This is a genomic window from Clostridium sp. OM05-5BH (assembly GCF_003481505.1).
Lineage (GTDB): Bacteria > Bacillota > Clostridia > Lachnospirales > Lachnospiraceae > Otoolea > Otoolea fessa.
Window position 1 is genome coordinate 246291 of the sequence record NZ_QULJ01000003.1, and the last position, 14116, is coordinate 260406.

Consider the following 14116-nt stretch of genomic DNA (forward strand, 5'->3'; position numbering starts at 1 on the left):
CTTATCTGCCCTCCTTGTCTGTCATAACCGGAAGCTTCCATGCACCTCTCGCCTTTTCGTATGCAGATGCCGCGCCAAACAGCTTCTTTTCCTGAAAGCAGTCTGCAATCATCTGAAGCCCGATCGGAAGTCCCTTCGAATCCAGCCCGCACGGAACTGAAATGCCCGGAAGACCTGCCAGGTTGACCGAAACAGTATAAATATCGCCCAGATACATCTTCATCGGATCGGAAAGGCTGTCGCCCAGCAGCGGTGCCGTGGACGGCGCTGCCGGTCCCAGAATGACATCGTATTTCTCAAACGCCTTGTCAAATGCCTGTTTAATCAATGCTTTTGTGCGGAGTGCTTTCAGATAATATGCATCGTAGTAGCCGGAACTCAAAACGAACGAACCGAGCATGATACGGCGTTTTACCTCTGGTCCAAAGCCCTCGGAACGGCTCTTTTTATACATTTCATGTAAATCTTCATATTCCGGTGTGCGGTAACCGTACTTCACACCGTCAAACCGGGACAGGTTGGAGCTTGCCTCCGCCGATGCAATGACGTAATATGCTGGGATCGCATACTCAACCATGCCTAAATCAAAAAACTCCACTTCTGCCCCGCGTTCTTTTAACGCCTCAGCTGCCGCCAGAACAGCTTTTTTTACATCTTCATCGAGTCCTTCGCCCAGATAATCGGACGGGATTCCGATCTTCATCCCTTTTACCTCTCCGGTCAGGGCAGCGGTAAAATTGTACGCCTCCCGCTTGACAGAGGTGCTGTCCTTTTTATCATAGGAAGCGATCGTCTCCAGAATTGCCGCGCAGTCTGCGGTATCTTTCGCAATCGGTCCAATCTGATCCAGCGAGGAACCATAGGCGATCAGACCATACCGGGAAACCGTTCCATAGGTCGGTTTGATGCCGGTCACGCCGCAGAAGGAACTTGGCTGGCGGATGGAACCGCCCGTATCTGAACCAAGAGCAAAAAAGGTCTCTCCCGCTGCAACAGCCGCACACGAGCCACCGGAAGATCCGCCCGGTACATGCTCTGTATTCCAGGGGTTTTTCGTCGGTCCAAACCAGGATGTCTCGGTCGTACTTCCCATCGCAAATTCATCCATATTTGTCTTGCCAAGCAGGATCGCACCGGCTTTTTTGAGGTTCAGCGCTGCCTCCGCTGAGTACGGAGGTACAAATCCCCTTAAAATTTTGGAACTGCACGTTGTCTCAATTCCCTCTGTACAAATATTATCCTTGATCGCCATTGGAACGCCCGCCAGCGGTCCGGTCAGGGTGCCATCGTCAATCTGTTTCTGGATCTCATCCGCCTGTGCCAGTGCTGCCTCCTCGGTCAGCGTTACATAAGCATGAACTGTATCTTCATATTTATGAATCCGTTCCAGAGATGCCTGTACCGCCTCCCGGACGGAGATTCGTTTTTCTTTAATTTCTTTTCCCAGCTCCAGCGCTGTTAATTCTGAAATTCCCATCCTGATTTCCTCCATATCGCTGCTTATATCTCTAATTCTTTTTACTCCACTGTCCTCGGCACCTTGTACTGTTTTTCTTTCTGCTCCGGTGCATTCGAAAGCATCGCATCTGATTCATCTCCATTTTCCACGACATCTTCGCGGAACACATTGTGAATGTCAAAGACATGCGACATCGGTTCTACCTCCGAAGTATCAAGCTGATTCAGCATATCGATATACTCAAGCATCCGGCTCATGTCGCTTTTCGCTGCCTCCTTTTCCTCCGGGGAAAGGGAAAGCTTTGCTAAAATACCAACATAATCAATCATTTCATCGTCTATTTTCACTGCCATAAGTTCTGTTCCTTCCTATTATAATATGTGTTATGGACAAGCTCTTTGTTTCATAGGAAATTGCGTCCTGTCACGTTACGGTACCAGACGGCTCATATCTCTCGGGAAGAGCGAAACCTCACGGACATTCTCCTCTTCAAGCAGCTGCATCGTCATACGTTCCAGACCGATACCGAGTCCGCCGTGAGGCGGCATACCGTGTTTGAAGGTGCTTAAATACTGTTCCATTCCCTCGGTATCCATACCGCGTTTTTCAATCTTCTCCATCAACTCGGTGTAGCTGTGGATACGCTGTCCGCCGGTTGTGACTTCCAGTCCACGGAATAAAAGGTCAAAGCTGAGTGTTACTTTCGGATCTGTCGGGTCATCCATCGCGTAGAATGGACGCTTCTTGGATGGATAATGGGTGACAAACACGAAATCGGCACCGTACTCTTCTTTAAAGTAGCGTCCAATCAGGTGTTCTTCCTCCGGCTCCAGATCGTATGGGTTTTTGATCTGGGTTCCATATTTTTCGGAGGCAAGGCGTTTCGCCTCGGTAAAGGTCACTGCCGGAATCTTCTCTACTTCCGGAAGTTTGACTTTAAGGATTTCCAGCTCCGTGGAATATTCCTTCTTTAAAATTTCCACCATATGCTGAAGAAATCCGGTTTCCATCGCCATGATATCGGTAAAATCATCGATATATCCCATCTCAAAATCCAGTCCGGTATATTCGTTTAAATGACGTTTCGTGTTATGCTTCTCCGCACGGAACACCGGACCAACCTCCATCACACGGTCAAACACGCCGACCATCATCTGTTTGTAAAACTGCGGACTCTGCGCTAACACCGCCGGGCGGTGAAAATAATCGAGTTTAAAGACGTTTGCTCCGCCCTCGGCTCCTTTTGCTCCGATCTTCGGGGAATGAATTTCCGTAAATCCTTCTCCATGCAGGTACTCCCGGAATGCCCGTGCGATTCCTTCCTGAATTCTGAAACGTGCGCGCTCCCGCAGGTTGCGGAGTGTCAGAGAACGCATATCCAGTTTGGCTTCCAGGGATGCGCTCATTTTCCATTTTGATACGGCAATCGGCATCGGTTCTTCCGGTTTCGAGAGGATCCGAACACTCTTTAAACGAAGTTCCATGCCTCTCGGCGCCCGCTCTTCTTTTCGGAGGACACCGGAAACTTCTACGAATGTTTCTTCTCTTAATTCAGCAAAATCCGCGTCGGTCACACCTTTTTCATAGACAGTCTGCAACACGCCGTCACGTTTCCGGAGAATCACAAATGCGATATCTCCCATGTTGCGGACACTCATGATCGCGCCGTTTACCTTTACTTCCCGTCCTTCCATACCGTCTGCAAACACGGCTGCCAGATCCAGCACTTCTTTTTCCTTTTTACCTGTCATAAATTCCATCGCTGTTTCCTCTCTTTCTCTGCTTTTTGATATGTCCGGGACGGGAATAATGAAAAAGAATGTGCCTTGGCACATTCTCGCGCCGAGCGCGGTCGCTTGCGACAAACTACATCTTCGCGCGAGTGCGCATCATTGGCACGTTAGTGCCTTTTTGTGTAATAGGGGATTCCAAGGAATTTCCTATTACACAAAAAGTCCCGGAATGACGTTCACTCACATCATTCCGGGACGGGATATTCCCGCGGTACCACCCGCATTTAAAAAGAAACGATTGTTTTTCTTTTTACTCTTTCGCTGCTTAACGCGCAGTCACGTGATGACCTACCTGCGGCGGCTGGCGGGGTGTCCAGTGTCGCTCTCAGTCATCCGGCTCCGGAGTGTTCCCTATTGTCCCGCTCCCTCCTGACACGGCTCTCAGCCGGTGACCGCGTCTTTCTGTCGGATTCTTCGAAACAGAGTCTCCATCTCTGCCTTTTAAAAAGTGGGCACGAATACCATGATTATCATGGCATCCTTGCCCACCCCGTTGGATTCAATTTTTATGTTCAAACTATAAACTATTTTTCTGAGTTTGTAAAGAGGTTTTTTAATTTTTTTTCACGCAGTAATTCTGTATGGAATATGTCAGCTTCGCTGACCAGTATCACGCGCCAAGTCTCACAGATGTTCGACTTAAATAGAAGAAATCTTGTACAATATCCTCCCTTGAAACATTTTTTCAAAATTCATGCGCAAATTGTATTGACATTCAGAATTTTTCGTGTATACTACTACACATAAAAGCAAGGGCGCTTCGAGATGATCGAGGTGCCCTTTTCTTTATGTAAAATGTGTCAGAGCACATTCATCTTACGTGGATTTAATCATCACAAAATCGCAGACATAAAACCTGAAAGGAGACATGAGTTATGAAAAAAAACATCCCTGAACTGTATGGAAGTCTTGTATTCAACGACAAAGTCATGAAAAGCAAATTGCCGCGAGATGTTTATAAGGCACTCCGCAAAACGATTGAAAATGGCAGTCATCTGGATCTCGACATTGCAAATGCAGTCGCAGTTGCAATGAAGGAATGGGCCGTTGAAAATGGTGCAACTCACTTCACACACTGGTTCCAGCCGATGACCGGCATCACTGCTGAGAAGCACGACAGTTTCATCAACCCGGTTGGCAATGGCGAAGTTATCATGGATTTCTCCGGCAAAGAGCTGGTAAAGGGCGAACCGGATGCATCCAGTTTCCCATCCGGCGGACTTCGTGCCACCTTTGAGGCAAGAGGTTATACAGCCTGGGATCCAACCTCCCCGGCATTTATTAAAGACGATACACTCTGCATCCCGACCGCATTCTGTTCCTACAGCGGCGAGGCACTTGATACCAAAACCCCTCTTCTGCGTTCGATGGAAACCATCAACCGCGAGGCGCTGCGTGTCCTGAAGCTCTTCGGAAATGAAGATGTGACCCGCGTTGTCTCCACCGTTGGTCCAGAACAGGAGTATTTCCTGGTTGATAAAGAACTGTTTAATAAGAGAAGCGATTTGAAGTTCTGCGGAAGAACTCTGTTTGGCGCACCAGCTCCGAAAGGTCAGGAAATGGATGACCACTATTTCGGCGCTCTCCGTCCGAGAGTTTCCGCTTTCATGAAAGAACTGGATGAAGAGCTCTGGAAGCTCGGTATTCTGGCAAAAACCAAACACAACGAGGTAGCTCCGGCGCAGCATGAACTTGCCACCATCTACACAACTACCAATGTGGCAGTTGACAATAACCAGCTCACTATGGAAATCATGAAACGTGTGGCAGAAAAACATGGTCTTGTATGCCTGCTCCATGAGAAACCATTTGAGGGCATCAACGGAAGCGGCAAACACAACAACTGGTCTTTATCGACCAACACCGGCGAAAACCTACTTGATCCGGACCGTGATCCGGCAAAGAACTTACAGTTCCTTCTCTTCCTGTTCGCAACGCTCAAGGCAGTCGATGTCTACGGCGATCTGCTCCGCGTATCAGTTGCAACTGCTGGAAATGACCACCGTCTGGGCGGCAACGAGGCACCGCCAGCTATCGTGTCTATGTTTATCGGAGATGATCTGGAAGCAGTTCTCGATATTGTGGAAAAAGATCTCGAGTCTGAGGCAAAAGAAGTCCAGACCATGAAGCCGGGCGCAAAGGTTCTGCCGCACTTTATCAAAGATACAACCGATCGCAACCGTACTTCTCCGTTTGCCTTTACCGGCAATAAATTCGAGTTCCGTATGCCAGGTTCCGCTCTCTCTGTATCGGAACCGAACATTGTCATCAATACAGCCGTAGCTGAAGTTTTAGGCGAATTTGCAGACCGTCTGGAAGGTCTTTCATGCAAGGCTCTGGAGGCAGAAATCCATCTGCTCTTAAAGGAAGTGCTGCGTGATCACCGCCACATCGTATTCAACGGCAACGGTTACACCAGCGAATGGGTAGAGGAAGCTCACAAACGCGGACTCTTCGACCTGCCGAGCTGCGCAGAGGCATTTCCGCGCCTGATTGCTGAGAAAAACGTAGAACTGTTCCTGAAACACGGCATCTACACCAAGGAGGAACTCTTCTCCCGCTACGAAATCAAGGAAGAGAACTACATCAAGACCATCAACATCGAGGCAAAGACGATGCTTTCGATGATGAAGAAGACCTTCCTGCCGTCCGTCCTCTCCTACTGCAAGGAGCTGGCTGAAACCGCCGCAAAGACAAAGGCAATCCTGCCGGACGCACCGATCAGCGCCGAGAGCAAACTGCTTGAGAAGCTGTCCGGTCTCTACACCGAGATTTCCGAGAAAACCGAAGCACTGGCAGAGGCTGAAAAAGCGGCAGAATCCATGGAAGATAATATCGAGAAGGTTACATATTTCCACTATACGATTCTTGCCAAGATGGATGACTTGAGAAGCAGCGTTGATACCGCAGAAGCCCTGATTCCGGATTCCTTCCTGCCGTATCCGACTTACGATGAACTTCTGTTCTCCGTATAATCTGACATGTCAATATTATGACTTGATTGAAAAATCGAGAAAAATGTGTTATGATTTGGCTGCAAAATATTGGTATATTGTCTTTTATACTGATATTTTGCAGTCAATTTTAGGTTCTTATCCCTGTTATTTTCTTATCATTCAGGTATCTTGAATACAAAGGAGGTTTATATCATGAGGGAGTCACTCACATACGAAACCGGGCTTCGTGAGGAATGCGGCGTATTTGGAATGTTTGACCTGGAGGGCGGCGATGTTGCCAGAGATATGTACTACGGACTCAGCGCACTCCAGCACCGCGGTCAGGAGTCATGCGGCATCGCAGTCTGTGACACGAACGGCCCAAAGGGCGTTGTCAACTGCTACAAAGGGCTGGGACTTGTCAATGAGGTATTTCATGAGGAGACGTTAAAACGCCTCGGCGGCAATCTGGGAGTTGGTCATGTTCGCTACTCCACAACCGGTTCTTCTACCATCGAAAACACACAGCCACTGGTACTTAAATATTTTAAGGGAACACTCTGTCTGGCGCACAACGGAAACCTGGTAAATGCGTTTGAGATGCGCCGCCAGCTTGAAGAAACCGGCGCAATCTTCCAGACGACGATGGATTCAGAGGTAATCGCGTTCCACATCGCCAGAGAACGTCTGGCTGCCCCGACCGCTGAAGAGGCAATCAAACGGACCGCGGCAAAAACACGTGGCGCTTATGCCCTGATTATCTCCAGCCCGCGCAAGCTGATCGGTGTTCGTGACCCATTTGGTCTGCGTCCTCTCTGCCTCGGCAAAAAGGGAAATGTCTGGATCATGGCATCGGAAAGCTGTGCCATCACCTCGGTCGGCGGCGAATTTATCCGTGATATCGAACCGGGTGAAATCGTGACCATCACCCGCGACGGCGTTTTTTCTGATAAAAGCCTGCAGCAGGAAAAACGGGCGCACTGCGTTTTCGAATACATCTATTTTGCCCGCCTCGACAGCCACATCGATGATGTGAGCGTCTATGAGGCTAGGCTGCGCGGCGGCGCGGCTCTCGCACATTCCTTCCCTGCCGATGCCGACCTCGTCGCCGGTGTACCGGATTCCGGCCTGACCGCCGCGATGGGATATGCGAAGGCATCCGGCATTCCATATGAGATTATTTTCCATAAAAATAGCTATGTCGGCAGAACCTTCATCAAACCGACCCAGGAAGAACGCGAAAATAGCGTCCGTATCAAGCTTAATATTCTGGAACCGGCTGTCAGGGGAAAACGCATTGTCCTCGTCGATGACTCTATCGTGCGCGGTACGACGATGAAAAACCTGATCCGCATGCTCAAAAAAGCCGGGGCGAAGGAAGTCCATGTGCGCGTCAGCTCTCCGCCATTCCTCTTCCCCTGCTATTTCGGTACCGATGTCCCATCCAATAAACAGCTCATCGCCAGCAGCCATTCCGTCGAAGAAATCTGCCGGGAGATCGGTGCGGATTCGCTTGGATATATGCCGGTTGAAGATCTCGAGGAGATGGCAGGCGGACTGCCGCTCTGTACGGCATGCTTTACCGGAAACTATCCGATGGATGTGCCGGATGGGGAGATTAAGGATGCATTAGAATAAATATTGTGCAAATAAAAAAGGGCTCTCACCGAGTCCTTTTTTATCCCTCACACTTTTTCACGTTTTGTCAAAACTTTTGTTTTTGTTTAAAATGTCTTATATGTTTTTATACATTGGATGACGGACGGTTGTTCTGCGCTTTTAACGCTTTCAACTCGTCAAATACAACATCGTTCAGAACCTTAATGTAGGTTCCCTTCATACCGGACGAACGGGACTCTATAACGCCTGCACTCTCAAACTTGCGGAGTGCATTGACGATAACGGAACGGGTAATGCCGACTCTGTCTGCAATCTTGCTGGCTACCAGAATGCCCTCGTTGCCTTCCAGCTCATCGAAGATGTGGGTAATTGCTTCCAGTTCGGAGAAGGACAGGGTGCTGATCGCTGATTTAACGATCTGGATCTTTCTTGTCTCCTCTGCATTCTCCTCGTTGACAGAACGCATCATCTCAAGTCCGACAACAGTGGTTCCGTACTCACTCAGGATGATATCGTCGATGTCGTACTGTGCATCTGATTTGTAGATGAACAGAGTACCCAGTCTCTCACCGGATATATCAATAGGCGTGATGATCGCCTGATACTTCTTCACGTTCTCCTCGGCGAATCCCAATGTGGCAAGGTTGACATTTTCCTTCGTTGACAAAACGCTTAAAAGGCGTTCATTCAACATACGGTCAACAAAACCGCCGACCTGATCCTTGATCAACTCTTCGATCTCATCCACACCCTCATGAATCGCAACTCCGAGTACTTTACCTTTCTTGCTGATTACGAGAATATTGGATTCCAGTATGTCACTGAGGACTTCACAAATGTCATTGAACACAACCTTATGAGAATGGTTGTTGTGCAATAACTTATTAATTTTTCTAGTTTTGTCCAGTAATTGAACGCTCATTTTACCAGTTACCTCCTTTGCCTTTATCGTAAATTAGAATTCGATCCTAACCTGTAAGAATTGTAACACGATTTTCGTATAATAGCAAGAGTTTTTCTGTATTTTTCATTTTTTTTAATAATTAATATCTATTTCAAGAGTTTTTATGAGTTTTTTACAAAACCGCAGGCTTCGTTAGAACAAAGAAGCTTATTTCCCTTTTCGAGCATAATATGTCCACATTTCGGACACATTTCTTTTGACGGTTTCTGCCAGGTCATAAAATCGCAGTCCGGGTTATTTTCGCAGCCGTAATATCTTCTGCCCTTTTTCGATTTACGGATGACAATCTCACCACCGCATTTCGGGCACTTCACGCCGATCTTTTCCAGGTACGGCTTCGTGTTTTTACAGTCTGGGAATCCCGGGCAGGCAAGGAATTTGCCGTGCGGGCCATACTTAATTACCATGTTGCGCCCGCACTGGTCACAGATCACATCCGTCACCTCGTCAGCAATCTTGACGCTCTCAAGCGTCTTCTCCGCTTCTTTAACCGCCTTGTCAAGATCCGGATAAAAGTTTTCGATAACGGTCTTCCAGCCGATCGTGCCGTCCCCGATGCTGTCGAGCAGGTACTCCATATTTGCCGTAAACTGCAAATCGACGATGGATGGGAACGCCTTCTTCATCATCCGGTTGACTACCTCGCCAAGCTCCGTCACATAGAGGTTCTTATTTTCCTTCGCTACATAGCGGCGCGCGATGATTGTCGTGATGGTCGGTGCATAGGTACTTGGCCGTCCGATGCCCTGCTCTTCCAGCGCCTTGACGAGCGACGCCTCTGTATAATGTGCCGGTGGTTGTGTAAAATGCTGTGCCGGTTCTAACTGGTTTAAATCCAGCTTCATGCCTGCTTCCAGCGACTCGTTCAGAACGCCGTCGGTCTCCTTATCCTCGTCCTGTGAATAGACGGACATGAAGCCGTCAAATTTGATTTTGGACGCCGAAAGGGTGAAAAGCTCCTCTCCGGCTGCTACCTTGACGGAGGTTGTCTCGTAAACCGCCGGGCGCATCCGGCTCGCCGTGAAGCGCTTCCAGATAAGCTGGTACAGACGGAACTGGTCTCTGGAAAGCTGTTCTTTTACCTGTACCGGCGTCAGTGTAATGTCGGTCGGACGGATCGCCTCGTGTGCGTCCTGGATCTTGGCGTCTGATTTTGCCGCCGCCGGCGCCTCGGACACGTAACTTGCCCCAAACTGGTCGCCGATATAGCTTCTCGCCGCCGCATCTGCCTCTGCCGCGATGCGGGTGGAATCGGTACGCAGGTAGGTGATCAGACCGATTGTGCCGCGTCCCTTGATATCCACGCCCTCATAGAGCTGCTGGGCAAGGCGCATCGTCTTCTGCGTTGAGAAATTCAGCGTCTTGGATGCCTCCTGCTGCAGCGTACTGGTCGTAAACGGGATCGGCGCCTTCTTCACGCGTTCGCCCAGCTTCACATCGCGCACTTCGTACTCACAGCCCTCCAGACGCTTCATAAGCGCCTCCACTTCCTCTTTGCTGTGAATTGCCTTCCTGCCGTCCTTATCGCCGTAATAATGGGCGGTCAGCTTCTTTCTGGAGCCATGTACGTGGAGCTGTGCATCCAGCGTCCAGTATTCTTCCGGTATAAACGCATTGATCTCTTCCTCACGGTCGCAGATCATACGCAGCGCGACCGACTGCACACGACCGGCGCTGAGTCCTCTCTTGACCTTCGCCCAGAGAAGCGGGCTGATGAGGTAACCCACCATACGGTCAAGCATACGTCTCGCCTGCTGTGCATCCACCAGATTTTCATCGATGGCACGCGGCTCTTTTAAAGATGCCTTGACGGCGTTTTTTGTAATCTCATTGAAACTGATACGGTAAACCTTTTTATCTTTCTGTTCATCCAGCTTTAATGCTTTCATCAGGTGCCAGGAGATCGCCTCTCCCTCGCGGTCCGGGTCAGTTGCGAGATAAATCTTATCCGCTTTTTTAACCTCTTTACGAAGACGCGCCAACACATCGCCCTTTCCCCGGATGGTGATATACTTCGGCTCATATCCATGCTCTACGTCCACTCCCAGCGTGCTCTTAGGGAGGTCGCGCACATGACCGCCGGAGGCGTCCACCTCATAGTTGGAACCCAAAAATTTTTTAATTGTCTTGACTTTCGCCGGAGACTCTACAATAACCAGATTTTTTGCCATAACAGACCTCTATACAATCTTCCTAACGTAATATTGATTCATTGGCTGCAGGATCAATCCCTGCATTTCCAGATTCAAAAGCGCAGTCATGCATTCCCCTGCTGTCACCCCACAGCTTTTCATGACCGCTTCCAGATGTTTCGGTTGTGAATCTAGGCAACTATACACCATTTTTTCCGACTTGGCAAGTGCATTTACTGATTTTATTGTTTTTTTACAAGAATTTTTACATTTTATATGGAAGAAATCCAACACATCCTCCGGTTTCGTCACGATCCCCGCTCCCTGTGCAATCAGCCGGTTGCAGCCCTCACTGAGCGGATCGATGCGCCGTCCCGGCAGCGCAAATACCTCTTTTCCCTGCTCCAGCGCCAGATCCGCCGTAATCAGGGAGCCGCTTCTTTTTCGTGCTTCCACGACCAGCACCAGGTCGGAAAGTCCGCTGATGATCCGGTTCCGGATTGGAAAATGGGATGCCGTCGGCGGTACACCCGGTCCATATTCTGACAATATGCCGCCTTGTTCACGGATGCGCGCATGCAGCCGGATGCCGGATGGCGGATAACAGGTGTCAATCCCACAGCCCATCACGGCATACGTCAGTCCGCCGCCATCCATCGCGCCCTTATGCCCCGCCTGATCGATCCCCAGCGCCATGCCGCTCACTACCTGCACGCCATTTTCTGCCAGAATCCGGCCGAAATACTCTGCCTCCTGTCGTCCATACGGCGTACAGCTGCGCGCCCCGATGACTGCCGCGGATGGTTTCGCATCTTCTGGAAGCGTTCCACGCACAAACAGCCACATCGGTTTATCATAGATATGCATCAGGCGCTTCGGATATGCCGCCTCACCGCACAGAATGAAACGTACCCCCTGTTTCTCCAGCCTATCGTATTCTTCCACGCGCTGTTTGAAGAGCAAAACCGCTTCCTCCAGCCCCTTTTTCACAGCCTTTCCGAGAAAGGAACATATAAACGGATCCAGTTTCTTCCTATTATATAAAACCCGCTCATAGATTCTCTCAAAACTGCCGCAGGATTCATATAATTTAGCCGCCGTCACCGCGCCGATTCCATCCACCCGCGATAGCCAGTAGGCATGGATGCGCTCACGGTCGGAATACTGCATATTTTCTGTCAGAGGCACTTTTTTATGTGGCGGTTCCTGTGTTTTTCCATATAGTTCCTGCATAGAAAGCTGAGCATTCTGTACATTGCTCTCTTCTTTTCCTATTTCCATATCTTTCCCCCTATATATGTCAGATCGGCTGCCTTTTACCTTATAACAATTACAACCCTTGTTAAACTTTTTATTCTTTCAATCTTTTAGACATACTTCTTTTCAGAGACTCCCCCAATATTTTTTTTCAAAACTCCGGAATCCAATCGCCTCCGCCAACTGCGTCCGCCCGATCTCCGCCTGTCCATCCAGATCGGCAAGTGTGCGCGCTACTTTTAAAATCTTTCCGTGTCCCCTGGCACTGATTCCCTGCTGCCGTTCGACCTTCTCCAGAAATACCGCATCTTCCCCGGATAGACGGCAATACTCTTCGATCTGGCGGCGGGTCATCTGGCTATTGTAGGAGATCGATTCGTCTGCAAACCTCTTTTCCTGTCGAGCGCGCGCCTCCATGACGCGGGCGCGCATGGCAGCGGAGGAATTCCTCTGCTCTGTCTGTGGAAAACTCCCCTCATCTATACTCTTCTCTGCAGCCATCATCCCCAAATTCTGCCGCGGTACTTCCACCCCAATATCGATCCGATCTAAAAATGGTCCTGAAACGCGGTTCAGATACCGGCGGATCTGGGTTGGAGTACAACGGCATTTTCCCAAATCTGGGAAAAAACCGCATTTGCAGGGATTCATCGCCGCCGCAATCATCGTTTTTGCCGGAAATACAACCGTCTGGTTGAGACGGGAAACCGTTATGCTTCCTTCCTCCATCGGCTGACGCAGCAGATCCAAAATTTTCGGCTGAAATTCCGTTAACTCATCTAAAAAGAGGGTTCCATAACTGGCGAGTGAGATCTCCCCGGGCTTCGGATTTCGTCCTCCGCCTGCCATCGCCTGGGCGGTCGTGCTGTGATGCGGGCTGCGGAACGGACGCTGCAAAACCAGCGGTGTGTCTGGCTTCAGGAGACCGCAGATACTGTATATCTTCGAAACTTCAATGCTTTCCTCCAGCGTAAGCGGCGGCAAAATTGTCGGAATACGCCGAGCTGCCATCGTTTTTCCCGTTCCAGCCGGTCCGATATAGAGAATGTTGTGACGCCCCGCTGCTGCCGTCTCGGTTGCCTGCCGCACCAGCGGAAGTCCGACGATCTCATCAAAATCAACGTCAAATTCTTCCTGTCCCGCCTGAAACAGATCTGGTGTGAACCATTGTCCGTGAATCTGTTCCGGATGCTGCAGGCACCCCGTCAGCGCTTTCACATCCCGGACTCCGACGATCTCGATTCCATCCACAGCCCGTCCCTCCTGTACATTCTCTTCGGATAGAAAAACCCGTTTCATTCCGCAGCGGCGCGCTTCATAGACCATCGAGAGAACACCGGTCAACGGCTTGATGCTGCCGTCCAAACCCAATTCACCGATAAACGCCCATTGGTCCCAATCCGATGCAGAATTGTTCTCCTCATCTTCCATCCCATCCATTTCCGGGCAGGTTTCATCCGTCTTTCTTATTTTTGCCTTTTCACCCTGTTCCCACAAGCACCTCAAAATTCCTGCCGCGATCGCCAGATCACACCCCGTTCCCTCTTTCCGCACTCCGGCTGGCGATAAATTGACCGTGATCCGCTTAGGCGGTAGGCAAACCCCCGCATTCCGAAGAGCAGTCCGAACGCGCTCCTGCGCCTCCCGCACCTCCTCCGCCAGGTAGCCCACCATGACAAAACTCGGCAATCCGTTGCTCACATCAACTTCCACCGTGATCCGGTAGCCATCGATGCCGCGGGTGCTGAAACTGTTTATTTTACTGAACATATATCTCCCCCTATTATTGATTTTTTACCTTGCCTTGTATTTTTCATATCATACAGGCTTAAAATTTGGATACTTTTAATGATATCCTGAGATAAAAGAGATTCTACTTGAATTTGATTTGAAATTAAAATAAATAGATTTGAATCATGAAATCAGATTTACCAGACCTAAAATAGATATTCACT

9 protein-coding genes are annotated in these 14116 nt (G+C 49.5%); 2 read left to right on the forward strand and 7 right to left on the reverse strand.

What is annotated here, in order from left to right; genetic code table 11:
- Position 1: 1 nt before the first annotated feature.
- The 3 genes from gatA to aspS form a co-directional block, all read right to left on the reverse strand.
- Complete coding sequence (gene gatA, locus DXB70_RS05920) at positions 2–1477, reverse strand: Asp-tRNA(Asn)/Glu-tRNA(Gln) amidotransferase subunit GatA (RefSeq protein WP_118491444.1); 1476 nt, start codon at positions 1475–1477, stop codon at positions 2–4.
- A gap of 41 nt (positions 1478–1518) precedes the next feature.
- Positions 1519–1812: an Asp-tRNA(Asn)/Glu-tRNA(Gln) amidotransferase subunit GatC gene (gatC, locus tag DXB70_RS05925; RefSeq protein ID WP_106999925.1), complete on the reverse strand. Its 294-nt coding sequence runs from the start codon at positions 1810–1812 to the stop codon at positions 1519–1521.
- 75 nt (positions 1813–1887) lie between these two features.
- Positions 1888–3219, reverse strand: coding sequence for an aspartate--tRNA(Asn) ligase (aspS, locus tag DXB70_RS05930; RefSeq protein WP_022360244.1), 1332 nt, complete (start codon positions 3217–3219; stop codon positions 1888–1890).
- A gap of 908 nt (positions 3220–4127) precedes the next feature.
- Here aspS and DXB70_RS05935 point away from each other — a divergent pair.
- Both DXB70_RS05935 and purF read left to right on the forward strand, forming a co-directional pair.
- Complete coding sequence (locus tag DXB70_RS05935; RefSeq protein ID WP_118672868.1) at positions 4128–6227, forward strand: glutamine synthetase III; 2100 nt, start codon at positions 4128–4130, stop codon at positions 6225–6227.
- A 174-nt stretch (positions 6228–6401) separates the two neighbouring features.
- A complete protein-coding gene (gene purF / locus DXB70_RS05940; protein ID WP_118491450.1) occupies positions 6402–7826 on the forward strand; it encodes an amidophosphoribosyltransferase in 1425 nt (474 codons plus the stop codon).
- Positions 7827–7932: 106 nt separating this feature from the next.
- Here purF and codY read toward each other — a convergent pair whose 3' ends face one another.
- From codY to DXB70_RS05960, 4 genes are all read right to left on the reverse strand, one after another.
- Positions 7933–8730 (reverse strand): GTP-sensing pleiotropic transcriptional regulator CodY, encoded by a 798-nt coding sequence (codY, locus tag DXB70_RS05945; RefSeq protein ID WP_022360247.1) that lies wholly within the window; start codon positions 8728–8730, stop codon positions 7933–7935.
- A gap of 143 nt (positions 8731–8873) precedes the next feature.
- Positions 8874–10943, reverse strand: coding sequence for a type I DNA topoisomerase (topA, locus tag DXB70_RS05950; protein ID WP_106999929.1), 2070 nt, complete (start codon positions 10941–10943; stop codon positions 8874–8876).
- A 9-nt stretch (positions 10944–10952) separates the two neighbouring features.
- A complete protein-coding gene (dprA, locus tag DXB70_RS05955) occupies positions 10953–12185 on the reverse strand; it encodes a DNA-processing protein DprA (RefSeq protein ID WP_347474946.1) in 1233 nt (410 codons plus the stop codon).
- A gap of 102 nt (positions 12186–12287) precedes the next feature.
- Positions 12288–13931: a YifB family Mg chelatase-like AAA ATPase gene (locus DXB70_RS05960; protein ID WP_118672869.1), complete on the reverse strand. Its 1644-nt coding sequence runs from the start codon at positions 13929–13931 to the stop codon at positions 12288–12290.
- Between the last annotated feature and the right edge of the window lie 185 nt (positions 13932–14116).